The sequence below is a fragment of the Streptomyces sp. WMMB 714 genome, assembly GCF_900090125.1.
GTDB lineage: Bacteria > Actinomycetota > Actinomycetes > Streptomycetales > Streptomycetaceae > Streptomyces > Streptomyces daqingensis.
In genome coordinates this window covers 25,324-45,889 of sequence record NZ_FMHJ01000004.1, presented here as the reverse complement: position 1 = coordinate 45,889, position 20,566 = coordinate 25,324, and the positions used below count along the sequence as shown (strand labels likewise).

General features: G+C 72.5%; 16 protein-coding genes. 11 read left to right on the top strand and 5 right to left on the bottom strand.

Translation table 11 applies throughout. From position 1 onward, the window contains the following. Nucleotides 1-4: 4 nt before the first annotated feature. Nucleotides 5-3,697 carry a thiol reductant ABC exporter subunit CydD gene (gene cydD, locus H181DRAFT_RS07945; protein WP_074467767.1) on the top strand — a complete coding sequence of 1,231 codons (3,693 nt, stop codon included), beginning with the start codon at nt 5-7 and terminating at the stop codon, nt 3,695-3,697. On the opposite strand, the gene H181DRAFT_RS07940 is transcribed toward cydD, so the two are convergent. The 3 genes from H181DRAFT_RS07940 to H181DRAFT_RS07930 all read right to left on the bottom strand — a co-directional run bounded on the left by H181DRAFT_RS07940 (nt 3,615) and on the right by H181DRAFT_RS07930 (nt 6,522). After that, nucleotides 3,615-4,517 carry an HAD family hydrolase gene (locus H181DRAFT_RS07940; RefSeq protein ID WP_045863917.1) on the bottom strand — a complete coding sequence of 301 codons (903 nt, stop codon included), beginning with the start codon at nt 4,515-4,517 and terminating at the stop codon, nt 3,615-3,617. The genes cydD and H181DRAFT_RS07940 overlap by 83 nt on opposite strands. Nucleotides 4,518-4,696: 179 nt before the next feature. Further along, on the bottom strand, nt 4,697-5,605 hold the full coding sequence (locus tag H181DRAFT_RS07935; protein ID WP_045863916.1) for an LLM class flavin-dependent oxidoreductase: 909 nt from the start codon (nt 5,603-5,605) through the stop codon (nt 4,697-4,699). Then, the gene (locus tag H181DRAFT_RS07930; RefSeq protein WP_045863598.1) at nt 5,602-6,522 is read right to left on the bottom strand and encodes a DUF72 domain-containing protein; all 921 of its coding nucleotides are present in this window, start codon (nt 6,520-6,522) and stop codon (nt 5,602-5,604) included. Before H181DRAFT_RS07930 ends, H181DRAFT_RS07935 begins: the two co-directional genes overlap by 4 nt. A gap of 301 nt (nt 6,523-6,823) precedes the next feature. On the opposite strand from H181DRAFT_RS07930, the gene htpX reads away from it, so the two are divergent. After that, on the top strand, nt 6,824-7,738 hold the full coding sequence (gene htpX / locus H181DRAFT_RS07925; protein ID WP_045863597.1) for a zinc metalloprotease HtpX: 915 nt from the start codon (nt 6,824-6,826) through the stop codon (nt 7,736-7,738). An 81-nt stretch (nt 7,739-7,819) separates the two neighbouring features. Then, entirely contained in the window at nt 7,820-8,494 is a 675-nt protein-coding gene (locus H181DRAFT_RS07920; RefSeq protein ID WP_045863915.1) for a PspA-associated protein PspAB, read from the top strand. Nucleotides 8,495-8,575: 81 nt separating this feature from the next. Here the strand turns inward: H181DRAFT_RS07920 and H181DRAFT_RS07915 are convergent, their stop codons facing one another. Continuing rightward, nucleotides 8,576-10,489: an SDR family oxidoreductase gene (locus H181DRAFT_RS07915; RefSeq protein ID WP_078895590.1), complete on the bottom strand. Its 1,914-nt coding sequence runs from the start codon at nt 10,487-10,489 to the stop codon at nt 8,576-8,578. 243 nt (nt 10,490-10,732) lie between these two features. Between H181DRAFT_RS07915 and H181DRAFT_RS07910 the strand changes: the two genes are divergently transcribed. From H181DRAFT_RS07910 to H181DRAFT_RS07875, 8 genes are all read left to right on the top strand, one after another. Further along, the gene (locus tag H181DRAFT_RS07910) at nt 10,733-11,761 is read left to right on the top strand and encodes an ABC transporter ATP-binding protein (RefSeq protein ID WP_045863913.1); all 1,029 of its coding nucleotides are present in this window, start codon (nt 10,733-10,735) and stop codon (nt 11,759-11,761) included. Next, on the top strand, nt 11,751-12,722 hold the full coding sequence (locus tag H181DRAFT_RS07905) for an ABC transporter permease subunit (RefSeq protein WP_254666758.1): 972 nt from the start codon (nt 11,751-11,753) through the stop codon (nt 12,720-12,722). Before H181DRAFT_RS07910 ends, H181DRAFT_RS07905 begins: the two co-directional genes overlap by 11 nt. Nucleotides 12,723-12,831: 109 nt before the next feature. Beyond that, complete coding sequence (locus H181DRAFT_RS07900) at nt 12,832-13,749, top strand: ABC transporter ATP-binding protein (RefSeq protein WP_045863596.1); 918 nt, start codon at nt 12,832-12,834, stop codon at nt 13,747-13,749. Between the two features lie 14 nt (nt 13,750-13,763). Next, nucleotides 13,764-14,486, top strand: a complete 723-nt coding sequence (locus tag H181DRAFT_RS07895; RefSeq protein ID WP_045863595.1) for an ABC transporter permease subunit — start codon at nt 13,764-13,766, stop codon at nt 14,484-14,486. A gap of 183 nt (nt 14,487-14,669) precedes the next feature. Beyond that, complete coding sequence (pheA, locus tag H181DRAFT_RS07890; protein ID WP_045863594.1) at nt 14,670-15,599, top strand: prephenate dehydratase; 930 nt, start codon at nt 14,670-14,672, stop codon at nt 15,597-15,599. 581 nt (nt 15,600-16,180) lie between these two features. Then, nucleotides 16,181-17,458 carry a serine--tRNA ligase gene (gene serS / locus H181DRAFT_RS07885; RefSeq protein WP_045863593.1) on the top strand — a complete coding sequence of 426 codons (1,278 nt, stop codon included), beginning with the start codon at nt 16,181-16,183 and terminating at the stop codon, nt 17,456-17,458. A gap of 59 nt (nt 17,459-17,517) precedes the next feature. Beyond that, a complete protein-coding gene (locus H181DRAFT_RS07880; protein ID WP_045863592.1) occupies nt 17,518-18,315 on the top strand; it encodes an HAD family hydrolase in 798 nt (265 codons plus the stop codon). A gap of 321 nt (nt 18,316-18,636) precedes the next feature. Next, nucleotides 18,637-19,389, top strand: coding sequence for a hypothetical protein (locus H181DRAFT_RS07875; protein ID WP_045863591.1), 753 nt, complete (start codon nt 18,637-18,639; stop codon nt 19,387-19,389). 22 nt (nt 19,390-19,411) lie between these two features. Here H181DRAFT_RS07875 and H181DRAFT_RS07870 read toward each other — a convergent pair whose 3' ends face one another. Further along, on the bottom strand, nt 19,412-20,491 hold the full coding sequence (locus H181DRAFT_RS07870; RefSeq protein ID WP_045863590.1) for a helix-turn-helix transcriptional regulator: 1,080 nt from the start codon (nt 20,489-20,491) through the stop codon (nt 19,412-19,414). Between the last annotated feature and the right edge of the window lie 75 nt (nt 20,492-20,566).

Sequence of the window (20,566 nt, the reverse complement as noted above, 5' to 3'; positions counted from 1 at the left end):
CCCCATGAAGCCCGTAGACCCGCGCCTGCTCAGGTACGCCCGCACCACACGGGTCTTCCTCGCGGCCTCGGTGGTACTGGGGCTGGCATCCGCGGGGTTGGTCGTCGTGCAGGCGATGCTCATCGCCGACGTCGTCGTGCGCGGCTTCCAGGAGCACGCCACGGCAGGGCAGTTGCGCACCCCGCTGCTGCTGCTCGCCGCCACGGCGGGCGGCCGGGCGCTGGTGTCCTGGCTGACGGAGCTGGCCGCGCACCGTTGCAGCGCCGCGGTCAAGTCGCAGCTGCGCACGCGGCTGCTGGAGCACGCGGGCAGGCTCGGACCCGCGTGGCTGTCGAAGCAGCGCACCGGTGAACTCGTCACGCTCGCCACACGCGGCGTCGACGCCCTCGACGACTACTTCGCCCGCTACCTCCCCCAGCTCGCGCTCGCCGTCGTCGTCCCCGTCGCGGTGCTGGCGAGGATCGTCACGGCCGACTGGGTCTCCGCCGCGGTCATCACCGTGACCCTTCCGCTGATCCCGCTCTTCATGGTGCTGGTCGGCTGGGCGGCCCAGGCCCGCATGGACCGCCAGTGGCGGCTGCTCTCCCGGCTCTCCGGCCACTTCCTCGACGTCGTCTCCGGCCTGCCCACCCTCAAGGTCTTCGGCCGGGCCAAGGCGCAGGCGGAGAACATCCGCGCCATCACCGCCGACTACCGGCGGGCCACGCTGCGCACCCTGCGCGTCGCCTTCCTCTCCTCGTTCGTGCTGGAGCTCCTGGCGACGATCTCCGTGGCGCTCGTGGCCGTCGGCATCGGCATGCGCCTCGTGCACGGCGAACTCGACCTGTACACCGGGCTGCTCGTCCTCGTACTGGCACCCGAGGCGTATCTGCCGCTGAGGCAGGTCGGCACCCAGTACCACGCCGCCGCCGAGGGGCTGTCCGCCGCCGAGGAGGTCTTCGCCGTACTGGAGGAGGCCCCGCCGGAGGTCTCCGGCCCGCCCGCACCCGATCTGCGGTCCGCGGGCATCACGGTCGACGGCCTCGTCGTACGGCACGAGGGCCGCCGTGAGGACTCACTGCCCGCCACCTGCCTGACGCTCGCGCCGGGCGAGACGCTCGCGCTGACCGGGCCGTCCGGGTCGGGGAAGACGACGCTGGTGAACGCGCTGCTCGGCTTCGTCCGCCCCGCAGAGGGCAGCATCCGGGCCGGCGGCGCGCGGCTGGGCGACTTCGGTCTCGCAAGCTGGCACGAGCAGATCGCCTGGGTCCCGCAGCATCCGCATCTCTTCGCCGGGACCGTCGCGGACAACGTGCGGCTGGCCCGGCCCGGGGCCACGGACGCCGAGGTGCGCGCCGCACTCGACGCGGCGTGCGCGGGCCTCGACCCGGCGGCCGGACTCGGCGAGGGCGGGGCGGGCGTGTCCGCGGGGCAGCGCCAACGGGTCGCGCTGGCAAGGGCGTTCCTGGCCGACCGCCCGCTACTGCTGCTCGACGAGCCGACGGCGGCGCTGGACGGCGAGACGGAGGCGTCCGTCGTCGAGACGGTCCGCCGCCTCTGCGCCGACCGCACGGTCCTGCTGATCACGCACCGCCCGGCGCTGCTGGGCGTCGCGGACCGGGTCGTGCGCCTGGAGGGGCACGGGGCGGAGCCGGACGGGCGTTCCGGGGACGCCGGGGAGCCCGGCCCGGGGCGCGGCAGCCCGGTGCCGGCCGCCTCCCCGGAGCCCGTCCACGCGAACGCCGTCCCCGAAGCGGCGGCGCCCGGCCCGGACGGTGCGCCGACTCCCGCCGGGGCGCCGTCCTCCCCGGAGCCCCGTCCCTCCGGCGGTTCCCCCGAGACCCGGCAGCCCCGGCAGCCCCCGGACGCCTCCCGCGTCCTCACGCTGCGGGCAGCGACCCCGCGAGCCGCCCTCGCCCTCCTCCTCGGCTCGCTGGCGCTGCTCAGCGCCGTGGGCCTCATGGCCACCTCCGGCTGGCTGATCTCCAGGGCCGCACAGCATCCGCCGGTGCTGTACCTCATGGTCGCCGTCACGGCGACGCGCGCGTTCGGCATCGGGCGCGCCGTCTTCCGGTACGCCGAGCGCCTCGTCTCCCACGACGCGGTGCTGCGCGTCCTGGCCGACGTCCGCGTACAGGTCCACCGACGGCTGGAGCGGCTCGCGCCCGCCGGGCTGCGCCGCAGCCACCGCGGCGACCTGCTGACCCGCCTCGTCGCCGACGTCGACGCCCTCCAGGACCATCTGCTGCGCTGGCTGCTCCCCGCCGCGGTCGCGGGCACCGTCGGAGCGGCCGCCGTCGGCTTCACCACGGCGCTGCTCCCCGCCGCCGGAGCGGCCCTCGCCGTGGGCTTGCTCGCGGCGGGCGGCGCCGTTCCCGCACTGACCGGTGCGCTCTCCCGGCGCACGGAGCGCCGCCTCGCCCCCGCGCGCGGCGCTCTCGCCACGCGGGTGGTGGACCTCCTCACGGGAACCGCCGAGTCGACCGTCGCGGGGGCGCTGCCCGCCCGTACCGCCGCGGCACGCGACGCCGACGCCGGCCTGACCCGCCTCGCCACGCGCTCCGCGGCCGTCACCGCCCTCGGCTCCGGCCTGGCCGCGCTCGCGTCGGGGCTCACCGTCACCGCCGCCGCCTGGACCGGCGTCGCCGCGGTGCACGACGGGTCGCTCGACGGGGTGTGGCTCGCGGCTCTCGTGCTCACGCCGCTCGCCGCGTTCGAGGCGGTCAGCGGGATGCCGCTCGCCGTCCAGTACCGGCAGCGCACCCGGCGTTCGGCGGAGCGGATTCGGGAGGTGCTGGAGGCGCGGGAACCCGTCCGGGAGCCGGAGCGTCCCCTTCCCGCGCCCGCCTCCCCCTTGCCCGTCCGGCTGCGGGACGTCACCGTGCGCTACCCGGACGAGGAGGACGCCGACCCCGAAGGCCGGACGCCCGCGCCGCTCGCGGGATTCGACCTGACGCTCACCCCCGGGCACCGCGTCGCGGTGGTCGGCGCCTCCGGCTCCGGCAAGACCACGCTCGCGCAGACGCTGCTGCGCTTCCTCGACGTGCGGAGCGGTTCGTACACCCTCGGCGGAGTCCCGGCGGAGCGGCTGGAGTCCGACGAGGTGCGCCGCTTCGTCGGACTGTGCGCGCAGGACGCCCACATCTTCGACAGCTCGCTCCGGGAGAACCTGCGCCTCGCCCGTACCGGCGCGGACGACGCCGAACTGCACCGGGCCCTGGACGCCGCCCGGCTCGGAACGTGGGCCCGGACGCTGCCCGACGGGCTCGACACCCTCGTCGGCGAGCACGGCGCCCGGCTCTCCGGCGGGCAGCGCCAACGACTCGCGCTCGCACGGGCGTTGCTCGCGGACTTCCCCGTCCTCGTCCTGGACGAGCCCGCCGAGCACCTCGACCTGCCCACCGCGGACGCCCTCACCGCGGACCTGCTCGCCGCCACGGAGGGCCGCACGACGGTGCTGATCACGCACCGGCTCCAGGGCCTGGAAGCGGTGGACGAGGTAGTGGTGCTGGACGGCGGACGGACGGCCGAACGCGGCACCTACCGTGAACTGGCCGCCGCGGGAGGCCCGTTCAGCAGGATGCTGGCGCGGGAGGCCGAGGCGGCGACGGCGGGCGCCGGTGCGGCGAGCGGGGTCAGCGGCGCGCGGGGTCCGGCACAGGGCCGGACGGCGGAGCCGCCGGACCGGGGCCCGTCCCGAGCAGCAGCCGCTCGATGACCTCCGCGACGCCGTCCGCCTCGTTGGACGACGTGACGTGCGTCGTGGCGGCGAGCACCTGGGGGTGCGCGTTGGCCATCGCGTAGGAGGTCCCCGCCCAGTCCAGCATCTCCAGGTCGTTGGGCATGTCACCGAAGGCGACGACCTCCTCCGGCTGGACGCCCCGCTCCGCGCAGCACTTCGCCAGAGTGCTGGCCTTGCTGACGCCCCGTCCGCTGATCTCCAGCAGCGCGGACTTGCTGGAGCGTGTGAACTGCGCGTGCGCGCCCGCCACTTCGCGTCCGAGGGCGAGGAACTCGTCCGGTTCGAGCTCGGGGTGGTACGCGAGGAGCTTCAGGACGGGCTGCCCGTGGTCCAGAGGGGGCCTGGGGCCCGGGCCCGCTCCCAGCAGCTTCTCGGCGGGGGCGACGCAGCCCACCGGGTCGGGGTGCAGGGCCGGGTAGGAGGGCTCGAAGTGGATCCCGCCGCTGCGTTCGACCGCGAAGCTCACACCGTCCGCCGCCTCGCGGAGCGCCTCCACGACGGCCAGCGCGTCGTCCAGCTCCAGCCCGCGCACGTCCACGACCTTGCGCCCCCGGTGCAGGTCGACGACTGCGGCGCCGTTCGCGCAGATGGCGAGACCGTGGCCGTGGACGTGCTCGCTCACCACGTCCATCCAGCGCGCCGGCCGTCCCGTGACGAAGAAGACGTCGAGGCCCGCGACCTCTGCCGCCGCCAGGGCGGCGACGGTGCGGTCGGAGACCGTCTTGTCGTCGCGCAGCAGCGTGCCGTCGAGGTCCGTGGCGATCAGGCGCGGACGGACGGCGCGGGGGGTGCCCATGGCGGCGGGGCCGGTGGAGGGCCCGGTGGCGCAGGCGGCGGGAGACGGGCGCGGATCAGTCACAGCGCCCATCATCGCTCATATGTACGCACACTCGTGCGCAGGGCTCCGCCGATGAGCGCTGCGGAAGACGCCGGCGGAGCGCCGGGGCGCAGGTCCGGCGGGTGCGCGGCCGGCCGTCAGCCCCTCCGGCCGAGCTGGCCGCGCGCCTCCGTGGCGATCCGCTCGAAGACCCCCTGGTCGGCTTCGAAGCGGGTGCCCGGCAGTGGCCAGTGCAGGACGATCTCCGTGATGCCGGCCTCCGCGTGCTTCCCGGCGAAGTCGACGAAGGCGTCGAGCGATCCGAGGGGATTCCCGGGCGTGAAGCCGGTGAGCAGGATCTTCTCCGGGACGGAGGTGTCCCGTCCGGTCTCGGCGCAGGCCGTGTCCAGCCGGTCGATCTGGTCCCGTACGGCCTGGAGGCTCTCCGCCGGACTCCCCTCCGCGGAGAGGCGGGGGTCGCCCGTCGTCACCCACGCGTCCCCGTAGCGCGCGGCGAGGAGGAGCCCGCGCGGGCCGGTGGCGGCGACGGCGAAGGGGAGACGGGGGCGCTGGACGCAGCCGGGGACGCCGCGCACCTCGTGCGCCGAGTAGAACTTCCCGTCGTGGGTGACCACCGGGTCGCGCAGCAGCCGGTCCAGCAGCGGCACGAACTCGGCGAAGCGGTCCGCCCGTTCGCGGGGCGTCCACGGCTGCTGCCCGAGGGCTGTCGCGTCGAAGCCGTTGCCTCCGGCGCCGATGCCGAGGACGACGCGTCCGCCGCTGATGTCGTCCAGGGAGAGCAGTTCCTTCGCCAGCGTCACCGGATGCCGGAAGTTCGGCGACGTGACGAGAGTGCCGAGGCGCAGCCGGGACGTGGCCCCGGCGGCGGCCGTCAGCGTGGGCAGGGCGCCGAACCACGGGCCGTCGCGGAAGGGTTCGCGCCACGAGAGGTGGTCGTAGGTGTAGGCGGCGTGGAAACCGAGCTCCTCGGCGCGGCGCCACCGCTCGCGGCCGCCCTCGTGCCAGCGGACGACGGGGAGGATCACGGTGCTCAGGCGCAGGCTCATGGCCACGACACTACGTCGGAGCCGGACGCACCCGCGGGCCCGTCCGGGACGGCGCCGAGCAGCTGCCGCATCGACCGCGCCGCCCGCACCGCCGCGTCGCCGCAGCAGTTGTTGAAGAGGACGTGGACCTCGCGCGCCTGCTCGGCCATCGCGCGGACGCGGGGCGTCCACTCCGACAGCTCGGCGGCGGTGTACGAGTGGCGGAACCTCTCCTCCTTCGTCCCGGTGCCCCAGGCGGTGCTGCGCCCGTGGAAGCGCACCACCGCGAGCCGGGGGTCGGTGACCGTCACCACGGGTGGCACGGAGGCCGGCAGCGTCTGCGCCATGTCCACCGCGACGGCCGCCGCGTCCAGCTCCGCCAGCAACGCCGAGGTACCGGCGGCGCGGTCCTCGCTCCACCAGCCGGGATGCCGGAACTCCACGGCCACGGGCCACCCCGCCGTCCGCTCGCGGCACGCACGCAGGAACGCTTCGGCGGACCTCCCCGGGGCGAACCGCCCCGGGAACTGGAACAGGAGCGCTCCGAGGCGGCCGGAGTCCCGCAGGGGCTGGAGGGCTTCGCTGAACCGGCGCCACACCTCGTCGAGCAGGCCGGGATCGGCCCCGGGCCCGCCGCGCTGCCGCTCCAGGGCCGGACGGAGATCGGCCGGCAGCGCTCCCGGCCTCGTGGGATGCCCGGTGAGCAGGGAGAACGCCTTCACGTCGAAGCGGAATCCGTCGGGGGTGCGCGCCGCCCACAGGTGGCTGTTGCGAGCCGTGGGGAGGCCGTAGTAGGTGGCGTCCACCTCGGCCACGGGGAACTGCGTGGCGTAGTGACGCAGCCGGCCCTCCGCGTCCCGCCTGCCCGGCGGATACCAGCCGCTGGAGACCAGCGCCCTGTCCGTCCACGAGCATGTGCCGACCCGGATCTCACCCATGCCGGGCGCCTTCCCCGCACGCGACCACGCCAACGTCCTTGTGTGGGGCGCTCGTCGGGCGGGGCACGGGACGGGACGGCCGGTGCCTTTCGGCGGTCACGCGGCGGGCACTCCCGGTGATTAGTCGAAAAGAGTTAAAAAGTGGACAATTGCTACAAGGTGTCCGCGTGACGGCATCGCCGTGGCGCCTCGGGCGGGGCACGCCCGCGGCAGCCCGGCCGGGCATCGCACCCCGCTCATGCGGAGGCACCCAGGTGACCTGGGCAGGCCGCTCCCGGGACGGCGCTGAAAGGAACGGGCCATGGCAGCCACACACAGCCGGTACGTCGCCGACCGCGGTCTGACCAGCCGGATGGTGGTCACGATGTTCTTCATCGGGCTGCTGTACGTCGTGCTCGTCGGTGTCCTGATCGCGGCTCTCGGCAACGCCTGGCCCCTGATCGTCCTGGTGGTGGGCGGCCTCTTCGTCGCACAGTTCTGGTTCAGCGACCGGATCGCCGCCTTCAGCATGGGCGCCCGCGAAGTCACCCCCGAACAGGCGCCCGAGCTGCACGGTGCGGTGGACAGGCTGTGCGCACTGGCGGACGTGCCGAAACCCAAGGTGGCGATGGCCCAGAGCGATGTGCCCAACGCCTTCGCGACGGGCCGCAGCCAGCGCAACTCCATGGTCTGCGCGACCACCGGGCTGATGCGCCGCCTCGAACCGGAGGAGCTCGAAGGGGTGCTCTCCCACGAGCTGTCGCACGTCGCGCACCGCGACGTGGCCGTGATGACGATCGCCTCCTTCCTCGGCGTCCTGGCCGGGATCATGACGCGCGTCGCGCTCTGGGGCGGCCTGAGCAGAGCGGGCCGCGACGACCAGAGCGGAGCGGGCCTCGTGCTGCTGCTCGTCCCGCTGGTGAGCGCCGCCGTCTACATCGTCAGCTTCCTGCTGACGCGGCTCCTCTCGCGCTACCGCGAACTGTCCGCGGACCGCGCCGGAGCACTGCTGACGGGACGGCCCTCCGCTCTCGCCTCCGCACTGACCAAGGTCACCGGCGAGATGGCGCGGATCCCCACGCGGGACCTGCGCAAGGCCGAGCCCTTCAACGCCTTCTACTTCGCGCCCGCCTTCTCCGGCGAGAGCGTCGCGACCCTGCTCTCCTCGCACCCGCCGCTGGAGCGCCGCCTCGACCAGCTCAGCCGGATCTCCGCGCAGCTCGGGCAGCAGCGGTGACGGCGGGCGCCCGGCGGCGCCCGCCCGGCACAACAGCACACGTACCCGTCAGCCCCCGTCCGATTGAGGGATGTGAAGACCGTGCGCCTCCTGGACGCACTGCTCGGCCGCAGCAGACCCGCCCGCCCCGACCTGGACCAGCTCTTCGGGCTGCCCGCGGCGGCCGTCACGCTCCAGGCGGGAGCGGACCTCGTGCCGACGGGGCTCGGGTCGGTGTGCTTCGCGAGCGTCGAGGGCGGTGCGTTCAAGCAGGTGGAGCGGGACGTGCGGGCGCTGCTCGACGCCGGCCCTCCGCCGGGCTACCTCGGCGACGCCCCGTCCGGCAACCCCGGCGACGCTCCCGCGGGCACCCCGGGCGACACCCCGCCCGCCGTCCCCGGCGACGCGCCGGTCGAGTTCAGCCAGGACGAGTACGGCTACACCTGGCTCCTCACCCGGCACGGGCCGCAGGGGACGATCCCCCTGGTGAACGACCTGCACGCCGTGAACACCCTGCTCGCCGAGGGAGGGTTCGGCCCGCAACTGCTGTGCTCCCTCGTCGGGTTCCGCGGGGCGGGCGACGGCGACCCCCGCGCGCTGGCCCTGGTCTACCTCTACAAGCGCGGCACCTTCTATCCGTTCGCGCCCCGCTCCGGGCAGCCGGAGAAGCGGGACAGCGCACTGGAGCTCCAGGTGCGCGGACTGCTGACGGACGACCTGCGGATGGAACCGGACCTGGCCCGCTGGTTCCCCCTCTGGGGAGTGCCGGGCCTGTGACGGCCGTGCCGCCTGTGCCTCCGGCAGCGGGCAGGCGCGTCGGCGAGCCCCCGCCCCGTGATCAGCGCGCCGGACCCGGGGTCACAGCGGCGGGTCGACGCGGGCGAGGGCACGCACCACTCGCGGGGCGAAGCGCGACAGGAACCGCGCGGCATGCGCCTCGGCGGTCACCGGCACGACGGCCTGATCGCGGACGATCCCGCGCATGACCGCCCGGGCGACCTTCTCCGGCGGGTACCTCCGCAGCCTGTACAGCTTCGCCACCCGCTCCCTGCGGCGCCGCCCCTCCTCCTCGCCGAGGCCCACGAACCGCGCCGTCCCCGTTATCCCGGTGTCCACCGGGCCCGGACAGACCGCCGTGACGCCGATCCCTTCGCCCGAGAGCTCCGCGCGGAGGCATTCGCTCAGCATCAGCACCGCCGCCTTCGACGTCCCGTACGCGGGGAGCAGCCTCGTCGGCTGGAACGCCGCAGCGGACGCGGTGTTGACGATGTGCCCGCCCTCGCCCCGCTCCGCCATCTGCTTGCCGAAGAGGCGGCAGCCGTGGATGACGCCCCACAGATTGGCGTCCAGGACCCGCTTCCACTCCTCCACGCCGGTCTCGAGGAACGGGCCGGAGACGCCGACTCCGGCGTTGTTGACCAGGACGTCCACGGTTCCGATCTCTGACGCGACCCGGGCGGCGAGCCGCTCCATGGCGTCCTGGTCGCCCACGTCCACCGCCTCGGCCCACGTCTGCGGGGCACCCGCACGGCGGGCCAGCTCCGCCGCGTGCACGGCGCTGTCCCCGTCGATGTCGACGCACACGACGCGGGAGCCCGCCGCCGCGAAGGCGACCGCGGTGGCCTTGCCGATGCCGCTGCCCGCGCCCGTCACCAGCACGAGCTGCCCGCCGAACCGTTCGGCGAGAGCGTTCCTGCCGGGTGCCTTACCGGCGCCCCTGCCCCCGCGTCCGTTCCCGCCTCCGTCCCTCCCGTCCCGGGGCTGCGGACCGCGCGGCGCACCGGGCGCCCGGGCCGCCCCTGCCGGTGCGGCGGCGGCCCCCGCCTCCTCCTGACCGGTCACGAATTCCGTGATCCACCGGGCGAGCCGGTCGGGCCTGGTACGGGGGATCCAGTGCCCCGCGTCCAGCGTGCGGCGGGTGACGTCCGGTTCCCAGAGGGCCACCTCGTCGTAGAGCCGCGCACTGAGAAAGACGTCCCGCAGCGGCACGATCAGCTGCACCGGCGCGTGCGCGTGGCAGTCCGGCCGGGGACTGCGCAGCTTCCGGCCCACGTTGTCCCGGTAGAGCCAGGCGCCGTGCGCCGCGTCGCGCGGCAGCGACTGCGTGGGATAGCCGTCCGCCGGGACCTTCTCGACGCGGCGCAGATACCTCGGCCAGTACGCGGACAGGGGCCCCCGCCAGGCCAGTTCCGGCAGCACCGGCGTGTGCAGCGCGCCGATGTACCACGAGCGGACGCCCTGGTTCAGGGCCTGCGCCAGCCGCACGGGCGTCGGGCGCCGCACCCGCCTCCTGAGCCAGTGCCCGAAGTGGTCGAGCGACGGGCCCGACATGGAGGTGAAGGAGGCGATACGGCCCCGGGTCTCCTCGACGGAGACGAACTCCCAGCCCTGCACGGAGCCCCAGTCGTGCCCCACGAGGTGGACCGGGCGGCCGGGGGAGACCTCGGCCAGCACGGCGAGGAAGTCCCGCGTCAGCTTCTCCAGGGTGAAGCCGCCGCGCAGCGGCTGCGGCGCGGAGGAGCGGCCGCAGCCCCGCACGTCGTACAGCACGACGTGGAAGCGTTCGGCCAGCCGGCCGGCGACCTTCGACCAGACCTCCTTGCTGTCCGGATAGCCGTGCAGCAGCACTACGGTGGGCCGCTCCGCGTCGCCCAGCTCGGCGACGCACAGCTCCACGCCCTCCGCCGTACGGACCCAGCGCTCCCGCGCGCCCTCCAGAAGGGCTCCGTCCGCCGCGTTCCGCCCCGCGCCCGCGCCCGCGCGCTCGCCCACAACCCCCACCGTCCCCGCGATCAGGGGCCGGCGAGGCGCCGGCCCGCGTACTCGGCACGGTCAATGGGATCAATGCGGCAGGAAGCCGTCAACAGCGGGCCCCGAACCTGTGGATACCGCCGGTAACACGGCTTTGTCCTTCTTGTCCACGCCCCTTAAGGGCGGCGTCCGCCTCCGGTATCAGTCGAATCCAGCCCTCAGGAGGGACGTCGGAAGCGGCACTCAGGCCCTAGCGTCGTGGGGGTGACTGTGATCGCTATCGAAAGCCTGACCAAGCGGTACCCAAGGGTGACCGCCCTGGACCGGCTGACCGTGGGCATCACACCGGGTGTAACCGGCCTGGTGGGCGCCAACGGGGCCGGTAAATCGACCCTCATCAAGATCCTTCTGGGGCTCGCCCCCGCCACGGAGGGCGGCGCGACCGTCCTCGGCCTGGACGTGGCACGCGAGGGATCCGCAATCCGCGAACGCGTCGGATACATGCCCGAGCACGACTGCCTGCCGCCCGACGTCTCGGCCACCGAGTTCGTCGTCCACATGGCCCGCATGTCCGGGCTGCCGACGACCTCCGCCCGGGAACGCACGGCCGACACCCTGCGCCACGTCGGACTGTACGAGGAGCGCTACCGCCCCATGGGCGGCTACTCGACGGGCATGAAGCAGCGCGTCAAACTCGCGCAGGCCCTCGTGCACGACCCGCAACTCGTCCTCCTCGACGAGCCCACCAACGGCCTCGACCCCGTCGGCCGTGACGAGATGCTCGCGCTCATCCGCCGCGTCCACACCGACTTCGGCATATCCGTGCTCGTCACCTCGCACCTGCTGGGCGAGCTGGAGCGGACCTGCGACCACGTCGTCGTCATCGACGGCGGCAAGCTGCTCCGCGCCTCCAGCACCGCCGACTTCACCAAGAGCACGCCGTCCCTCGCGGTGGAGGTCACCGACACCGACGCCCACCCGGACGGAACCGAGGCGCTGCGCGCCGCGCTCGTCGCCGTCGGCCTGTCGGCGCAGGCGCCCGGAGCGGCGGGCGCGCCCGGTGCCGGGCACCTGCTGATGGTCGACGCCACCGACGAGAGCGCCTACGACACCGTCCGCGACACCGTGACCGAACTCGGCCTCGGCCTGGTCCGGATGGAACAGCGCAGGCACCGCATCTCCGAGGTCTTCGACTCGCAGCAGCCGCTCACCGCGTCCGGCGCGGAGCCCGCACGGCCCGACGCCGCCCGCCCGCTCCAGACGCAGAAGGGAGGCAGCGGCGATGTCGCCTGAGCCTCAAGCCCCCCGGTCCGCACCGGAGTCCGGGACCGCGCCCGCCCCTTCGGCACTCACGAAGCAGGCACCCGGAGCCGGGGCGCGCGGTGAGAACGTCATCCACAACATCGGCTACCGCAACTACGACGGGCCGAGGCTCGGCAGGAGCTACGCCCGCGCCTCGCTGTTCGAGCAGTCGCTCCGCGGCGCGTACGGACTGGGCCGTTCGGCCAAGTCCAAGGTGCTGCCGATGATCCTCTTCGCCGTGATGTGTGTACCGGCCGCGATCGTCGTCGCGGTCACGGTCTTCACCAAGGCGAAGGAGATGCCGATCGAGTACAGCTCCTACGTCATCCAGATGCAGCCCGTCATCGGCATCTACATCGCCGCCATGGCGCCGCAGGCCGTCTCGCTCGACCTGCGCTTCCGCGTGGTGCCGCTCTACTTCTCCCGCCCCATCCGGCGGGGCGACTACGTCGCGGCCAAGTACGCCGCGCTGTCGGCGGCGATCTTCGTCTTCACCGCGACGTCCGTCGTGATCCTCTACGTCGGGGCGCTGCTGGCGAAGCTCGACTTCGGCGACCAGACGAAGGACTTCGCGCTGGGCCTCGTCTGCTGCCTGGTCTTCTCCGTGCTGCACGCCGGCATCGGCCTGGCCGCGGCGGCGGCCACCCCGAGGCGGGGCTTCGGCGTCGCCGCGATCATCGCCGTCCTGACGATCCCGTACATGCTCATCAGCGCGCTGCAGGCCATCGTCTCCTCGCAGGACGAGACCTCGGCCGTCGGCTGGCTCGGCCTCGGCTCGCCCGGATCGCTGATCGACGGGCTCCAGAGCAAGCTCCTCGGCGGCCGGAACGCCTTCCCGATGGGCGTGGAGCTCACGAACGCGCAGGCGTCCGTCTACGTCGCGCTCGTCGCCCTGCTCATCGCCTGCACGTACGCCCTGCTGCTGCGCCGCTACCGGAAGGCCGGGCTGTGACCGAACACTTCTCCCCGGCTTGCCCGGCCTACCCGGCTTACCCGGTCACCGCTGGGCGGCGCCAGTGCCCCCGCCCCACCGCCACCCTCCGAAGGAGTGGGCCGCGCTCATGAGCACTCTCCACATCGACCGCACGTCCCGCTGGTTCGGGAACGTCGTCGCCGTCAACGACATCACGATGGACATCACCCCCGGCGTCACCGGCCTCCTCGGCCCGAACGGCGCGGGCAAGTCCACGCTCATCAACATGCTGGGCGGCTTCCTGCCGCCCTCCACCGGCAGCGTCACGCTCGACTCCACGCCGATCTGGCGCAACCAGGAGGCGTACAAGGAGATCGGGCTCGTCCCCGAGCGGGAGGGGATGTACGACTTCCTCACGGGCTGGGACTTCGTGCTCGCCAACGCCGAGCTGCACAGGCTCTCCGACCCGGCGGCGGCCGCCCGCAAGGCCCTCGCGACCGTCGAGATGGAGCAGGCGCAGGACCGGAAGATCGCCACGTACAGCAAGGGCATGCGCCAGCGCGTGAAGATGGCGTCCGCCCTCGTGCACGATCCGTCGGTGCTGCTGCTCGACGAACCGTTCAACGGCATGGACCCCCGGCAGCGCATGCAGCTGATGGAGCTGCTGCGCCGCATGGGCGACGAGGGCCGCACCGTGCTCTTCTCCTCGCACATCCTCGAGGAGGTCGAGCAGCTCGCCTCGCATATCGAGGTGGTCGTCGCCGGAAGGCACGCCGCCAGCGGCGACTTCCGCAAGATCCGCCGCCTGATGACGGACCGCCCGCACCGCTACCTCGTCCGCTCCAGCGACGACCGGCTGCTGGCGTCGGCACTCATCGCCGACGCCTCCACCGCGGGCATCGAACTCGACTACAGCGAGAAGGCGCTGCGGATCCAGGCCGTCGACTTCGGACGGTTCACCGAGGTCCTCCCCCGGCTCGCACGCGAGCACGGCATCCGGCTCTACACGGTCTCGCCCTCGGACGAGTCCCTGGAGAGCGTCTTCTCGTACCTCGTAGCGGCCTGAAGGGAGCCTTCACGATGTACAACCAGACAGTCGCAAGGCTCACCTACAAGGCCCTCCTGGGCAGGCGCCGTGCGCTGATCCTCTTCGCGCTGCCGCTGCTGCTCCTCGTCGTGGCCGGCACCGTACGGGCGACGACCGGCATGGACGACGAGGTGACGAGGGAACTCCTCGGCGGTTTCGCGATGGCCACGATGGTGCCGCTCATCGGAGTGGTGGCGGGCACCGGCGCGATCGGCCCCGAGATCGACGACGGCTCGGTGGTGTACCTGCTGGCCAAGCCGCTGCGGCGGTCCAGCATCATCTTCACGAAGCTGCTCGTCGCCATAGCGGTGACGGTCGTCTTCTCGGCCGTTCCGACCCTGCTGGCCGGCTACCTCCTCAACGGCAACAGCCAGCAGATCGCGGTCGCCTACGCCGTGGCCGCCGCGGTCGCGTCCGTCGCCTACAGCGCGCTCTTCCTGCTGCTGGGGACGGTCTCCCGGCACGCCGTCGTGATCGGACTGGTCTACGCCCTGATCTGGGAGGCCCTGTTCGGCAGCATGGTCTCGGGCGCGCGGGAGCTGTCCGTGCAGCAGTGGGCCCTGTCGCTGGCGCAGAAGGTCGCCGGCAGTGGCGCGGGGATCACGTCGGACGTCGGACTGACGACGGGCCTCACGCTGCTGCTGCTGGCCACCGTGGGCGGCACCTGGTACGCGAGCCGCAGGCTGCGCACCCTCACGCTCGCAGGGGAGGAGTGACCGCACCGCGGCACCCGGAGTGAGGAGTGCCCGGGCTACGGTCACCCGTGACCGTAGCCCGGGCACTCCCGTCCGTGCGCCCCGGGGTGGCGCCCTGGCGGGCCCTACCGCACTGCTCCCGTGCTACTGCCCGGCAGATGAGACCCGGAGCCGCGTGCCCGCGGACCCGACTAACGTGTCCGTATGTCACCAGCGAGCCGCTACACCTACCTCGGTCCGGAAGGCACTTTCACCGAGGCCGCCCTGCGCACCCTGCCCGAAGCCGCCACGCGGGAACTGACGCCGATGGTCTCGGTGCCCGCGGCGCTGGACGCCGTGCGCAACGGCGAGGCCGCGGCAGCGCTCGTCCCGATCGAGAACTCGGTCGAGGGCGGCGTGACGGCGACGCTCGACGAGCTGGCGAGCGGCCGGCCGCTGATGATCTACCGCGAAGTGCTGCTGCCCATCGCCTTCGCGCTGCTGGTGCGTCCCGGCACCTCCATCGAGAGCGTCAAGACGGTCACGGGGCACCCGGTCGCGCAGCCGCAGGTCCGGCAGTGGATGGCGAAGCACCTCCCGGACGCGCTGTGGGAGTCCGCCGCGTCCAACGCGGACGGCGCGCGGCTCGTGCAGGAGGGCCGGTACGACGCGGCGTTCGCCGGCGAGTTCGCCGCCGCCACGTACGGCCTGGACCCGCTGGTGACGGACATCCACGACGCGGACAACGCGGCGACGCGTTTCGTGCTGGTCGGGCGCCCCGCCAGGCCGGCGGCCGCGACAGGCGCGGACAAGACCTCCGTCGTCTTCTGGCTGCGCGACGACCACCCGGGCGCGCTGCTTGAGGTGCTGCAGGAGTTCGCGTCGCGCGGCGTGAACATGATGCGCATCGAGTCCCGGCCGACCGGCGAGGGCATCGGCCGCTACTGCTTCTCGGTCGACTGCGAGGGGCACCTTCAGCAGCGCCGCGTGGGCGACGTGCTGATGGGGCTGAAGCGGGCATGCGAGAAGGTGCGCTATCTCGGCTCGTATCCGCGTGCGGACGGCGGCCGTGCCACAGAGCGTCCCGGAACGACCGACACGGAGTTCGTCGAGGCGGCCGACTGGCTCACCCGCTGCCTGGACGGGCGGGGCTGAGGGCGCTTTCCACGGCGTCTGTGCAGCCCACAGAGTTATCCACAGGCGACTGCGTCGCCTGTGCACAACGCAGGCGCCGGAAACGGACACTATCGACAAAGCGCCATGGAGACCCCATAGGCGTCCACAGTGCATCTGGTCCGCTTCCATCCCTTTTCGTCACTTCAATTACGTCGCTGCACTCTTTGGTGTGAGTCCAACCCGCTCGAATGAGTGCTTATTGAGGGTTTGCAACGGAATTTCCGCTGCCTCAGCGATTCCTTCGGAACTGTCAACTCCAATTTCCACAGGTGCCGCCCGCGCCCTGTGGAAAAGGTCGCGGAAGACCGTCGAAGCTGTGGATAAGTCTGCCGCGGCTCCCGGCTCCACCGCCGCGCCGGCCCTCCTCAACTGCCTCTGACTGGGGTGGACATGGGCCCGGGTGCCTCGGCCGGACCGCGTCGCGCCGGAGTCGGCCACCGCACGGAGGAGGGCCCGAGAAGGGCTCCTGGCATCCCATTTTGACAAAAGGGACAATTTAGGCAAGAAAGCCCTGCGGGAATGCTGTCGAGGCACTGTGGTCCCCCCGGTACCCTGGCGGGGTGATTGACCTTCGACTGCTCCGTGAGGACCCCGACCGAGTCCGCGCATCACAGCGCGCCCGTGGAGAGGACGTCGGCCTCGTCGACGAACTGCTCTCCGCCGACGAACGCCGAAGGTCGTCCAGCGTCCGCTTCGACTCGCTGCGCTCCGAGCAGAAGCAGCTCGGCAAGCTGATCCCCAAGGCCCAGGGCGACGAGAAGGCCGAGCTGCTGGCGAAGGCCGGCGAGCTCTCCGCGGCGGTGAAGGCCGCCGACGCCGACCAGCACGAGGCCGCGGAGGAGACGCAGCGGCTCCTGCGCCTCCTCGGCAACCTGGTCCACCCCGACGTCCCCGTCGGCGGCGAGGAGGACTTCACGGTCCGCGAGACGATCGGCGAACCCCGTGACTTCGCGGCGGAGGGCTTCGAACCCAAGGACCACCTGGAGCTGGGCCAGCTCCTCGGCGCCATCGACGTGGAGCGCGGCGCCAAGGTCTCCGGCGCGCGCTTCTACTACCTCACCGGCGTGGGCGCGCTGCTCGAACTCGCCCTGGTCAACGCCGCGATCGCCCAGGCCGCCGAGGCGGGCTTCACGCCCATGCTCACCCCCGCCCTGGTCAAGCCGCAGGCCATGGAGGGCACCGGCTTCCTGGGGCAGGCGGCGCAGGACGTCTACCAGCTGGAGAAGGACGAGCTCTACCTCGTGGGCACGTCCGAGGTCCCCCTCGCCGGCTACCACATGGACGAGATCATCGACGTCTCGCAGCTGCCCCTGCGGTACGCGGCGTTCTCGCCCTGCTTCCGGCGCGAGGCGGGCTCGTACGGCAAGGACACCCGCGGCATCTTCCGGGTGCACCAGTTCGACAAGGTCGAGATGTTCTCCTATGTGACGCCGGAGGACTCCGAGGCGGAGCATCTGCGCCTGCTGGAGTGGGAGAAGCAGTGGCTCACCGCCCTGGGCCTCCCCTTCCAGGTGATCGACGTCGCTACGGGTGACCTGGGCTCCTCGGCCGCCCGGAAGTACGACTGCGAGGCGTGGATCCCCACCCAGGGCAAGTACCGCGAGCTGACCTCGACTTCGGACTGCACCGAGTTCCAGGCCCGCCGCCTCTCCATCCGGATGCGCGACGGCAAGCAGGTGCGGCCGCTGGCGACGCTCAACGGCACGCTGTGCGCGGTGCCCCGCACGATCATCGCGCTGCTGGAGAACCACCAGCAGGCGGACGGCTCGGTCCGGGTGCCCGCGCTGCTCCAGCCCTACCTGGGCGGACGCGAGATCCTCGAACCGGTGGGCAAGTGAGCCCTGAGTCCGGTCCCGGGCCCGTTCCCGGGTCCACGTCGGGACGGGAGCCCGCTCCCGTGCCGTACCGGCTGATCGCCACGGACCTCGACGGCACGCTGCTCCGCTCCGACCAGACCGTCTCCCCGCGTACGCGCGACGCGCTCACCTCGGCCGCGGCCCGCGGCGCTGCGCACATCGTGGTCACGGGCCGGGCCGTGCCGTGGACGAAGCACATTCTCGACGACCTCGGGTACGACGGCCTGGCCGTGTGCGGGCAGGGCGCGCAGGTCTACGACGCGGGGTCGCACCGGCTGCTGACGTCCATGACGCTGGACCGTCAGCTCGCGCAGGTCGCGCTGGCCAAGATCGAGGCTGAGACGGGGCCGCTCGCGGTGGCGGCCTCACGGGACGGCATCGACGGCGAGGTGGTCGTCGGCCCGGGGTTCCGGGTGCTGGAAGGTCCGCTCCCCGTGGTGACGTGCACCGATCCCGTCGAGCTGTGGGCGGAGCCGCTGAGCAAGCTGTACCTGCAGCACCCCGTCCTCCGCGACGACGAACTGGCGGAGGCGGCCCGAGCCGCCGCCGGGGGCCTGGTGAGCATCACCATGTCCGGCGAGGACATCGTCGAACTGCTGCCCCTGGGGCTGAGCAAGGCGAAGGGCCTGTCGATGGCGGCACGGCGGCTCGGCGTCACCGCGCAGGAGACGATCGCCTTCGGCGACATGCCCAACGACATCCCCATGTTCGACTGGGCCTCCAGGGGCGTGGCCATGGCGAACGCCCACCCGGAACTGCGCGCGGCGGCCGACGAGGTGACGCTCGCCAACGACGCCGACGGCATCGCCGTGGTGCTGGAGCGCCTGTTCGCCGTATGAGCGGCGCGGTTCGGTGAAGCCCAGCGCTTGCGCCCTCCCTGCCGTACGGATTTGCGAAGCACGGCCATCGGCTCGAAAAGAGCCGTGACCATACGAAGATCCGTTCGTTGCACCTGATGCGCGGAGGCGACCGGAGTACGTGGCGACGAGAGTCCGTGAAGTGGTGGTGGCCGGTTGAGGGCGAAGCCCTTGCCGGTAGTGCAGTACGTGGCAGACATGAGCTGATCTCCGCTCCTGGCTCCTGGATACGGACACCTGACGGCCCCAGGTGAGTGGGCCCTGATTCGTCATGTCCGCACGACCCCCAGGAGGGGTTTCTTCGTGTACACCGAATCCGTGCTGCTGGAGTCGCCGACCGCGCGATCCGGCATGAGCCACAGGATCGAAGTCCTCGACAAGATCAAGGCGTTGGCGCTGTCCACAGACGGCGTCCACGCGACGACGAAGGAGGTAGCGGAGTACTTCGAGGTGGGTGAGCAGGTTGTGCACAACTTGCTGCGCCGGCACCGGGAAGAGCTGGAGAACAACGGCCTGCGCGTTCTGCAGGGCTCTGAGCTGCAGGAATTTGTAACACTCAAGTTGACTGTCACAAACGTGAATGCAAATAGTTATCCACAGATGCAGAGGCGTGTGGCCGTCTACACCCGCCGCACCGTCCTCAACGTCGCGATGCTGCTGCGTGACAGCGACGTCGCGCGACGCGTGCGGGCGTACCTCCTCGACGTCGAGTCGCGGCGCCGCACCGAGCCGGACGTCGCGGCGACCTCGGCGTCGCCGCCGGCCGGGTACGCCTCTCTCGAGCGCCGGGTGACGAACCTGGAGTGCGCCGTCACGGACGTCGGGTCCGTGCTCCGCGACCTGGGCCCCGTCATCGGACGGATCTCGTCGAGGCTGGAACGGGTCGATCACCGGCTTCTGCAGATGGAGCGGCGGCAGGTGAGCACCGAACGTGTGGTGTCGGCGATGAGCCGGCGCCTCGCCGACATGGGGGAGGACATGCGCACCATGCGTGCCGACGTCAACCGTCTGTCGCGGGACTGCGCGCGGAGGCGACCGCACCGTCGGGACCGTTGATCGCACCGCGCCGGTCCCACACTCAAGCCGACTGTGAAATCGGCGCATCTCCGTCCGTCGCATAGAGCGCGGTGACGGCGGCGGCGGCGCGGGCGAGTTCGGCCCGCGCCGCCGCCGGTTCGAGGACCTCGACGTCGGGGCCGAACTGCAGCAGCTGGCGGACGGCACGCAGCACCGGATAGGCGAGGCGGACGGTCACCCAGGTGTCCTCCGGTTCGCGGTCCCCGTCCCCGTTCCCGGCCCCGTTCCCGGCCCCGGCCGCCGACTCTTCCGCGCTGCCGTCCGCACCCGCACCGGTGCTCACCGCGTCCCCGTCCGAGCCGAGCAGGAACGGGCCGACGATGCGGCGGAACATCTCCAGACGCGACTGCCGCACCCGCGCCCTGACCGGGACGTCCGGCGCCCAGCTCTCGACCTGACGGCGCAACCCCTCCCACGCGTCGCCCAGTTCGACGCCCGTCCTGCGCTGCACGGGTGCCTCGGTCACGTGCGCCCGCTGGATGCGGTCCGCGCGGAAGAGCCGGGGCCGTCCTCGGCGGTCGGCGACGAGGTACCAGGTGCCGGCCTTTGCGACGAGTCCGTACGGGTCGACGGTGTATCTGTGCGAGCGCGTCTCTCCGCCGTGCCGGTAGACGATGCGCAGGCGCCGGTCGGTGAAGACGGCCGTGGTGAGGACGTCCAGGTCGACCGCGGTCCGCTGCCCTCCCAGCCAGCGTTCGGGGTCGACGAGGATGCGCCGGCTGGTGAGTTCCGCAGCCGGCCTGTGCGGGGCGGGGAGTGCGGCCATCACCTTGCGCAGGGCCGACCCGAGTGCGCCGTCGAGGCCGAGCGCCGAGTGCGTGCCCTGTGCGGTGAGGACGAACAGCGCCCGTGCCTCGTCGGCGGTGAGCCCTGTGACGTCCGTGCGGAACCCGGGCAGCAGGGAGATGCCTCCGTGCCTGCCCCGTTCCGCGTACACGGGGACGCCGGCAGCGGAGAGGGAGTCGACGTCGCGGTAGATGGTGCGGGTGGAGACCTCGAGCCGGGCGGCCAGCTCGTCGGCGGACACGCGTGCGCGGGTCTGGAGCAGCAGCAGGATCGAGAGCAGTCGGTCCGACTTCACGTCTCCCACAGTGCCGGAAAACTTGACGGTACGTGTCAGGAAAACCGGGGAAGCTCAGCACGTCCGCAGGCGGGA

What these genes read in the sequence shown, in the direction of transcription:
- H181DRAFT_RS07930 (WP_045863598.1), bottom strand. Translation starts at nt 6,522, where the DNA reads ATGGGTGAGATCCGGGTCGGCACATGCTCGTGGACGGACAGGGCGCTG.
- htpX (WP_045863597.1), top strand. Translation starts at nt 6,824, where the DNA reads ATGGCAGCCACACACAGCCGGTACGTCGCCGACCGCGGTCTGACCAGC.
- H181DRAFT_RS07905 (WP_254666758.1), top strand. Translation starts at nt 11,751, where the DNA reads ATGTCGCCTGAGCCTCAAGCCCCCCGGTCCGCACCGGAGTCCGGGACC.
- pheA (WP_045863594.1), top strand. Translation starts at nt 14,670, where the DNA reads ATGTCACCAGCGAGCCGCTACACCTACCTCGGTCCGGAAGGCACTTTC.
- H181DRAFT_RS07935 (WP_045863916.1), bottom strand. Translation starts at nt 5,605, where the DNA reads ATGAGCCTGCGCCTGAGCACCGTGATCCTCCCCGTCGTCCGCTGGCAC.
- cydD (WP_074467767.1), top strand. Translation starts at nt 5, where the DNA reads ATGAAGCCCGTAGACCCGCGCCTGCTCAGGTACGCCCGCACCACACGG.
- H181DRAFT_RS07940 (WP_045863917.1), bottom strand. Translation starts at nt 4,517, where the DNA reads ATGGGCACCCCCCGCGCCGTCCGTCCGCGCCTGATCGCCACGGACCTC.
- H181DRAFT_RS07900 (WP_045863596.1), top strand. Translation starts at nt 12,832, where the DNA reads ATGAGCACTCTCCACATCGACCGCACGTCCCGCTGGTTCGGGAACGTC.
- H181DRAFT_RS07895 (WP_045863595.1), top strand. Translation starts at nt 13,764, where the DNA reads ATGTACAACCAGACAGTCGCAAGGCTCACCTACAAGGCCCTCCTGGGC.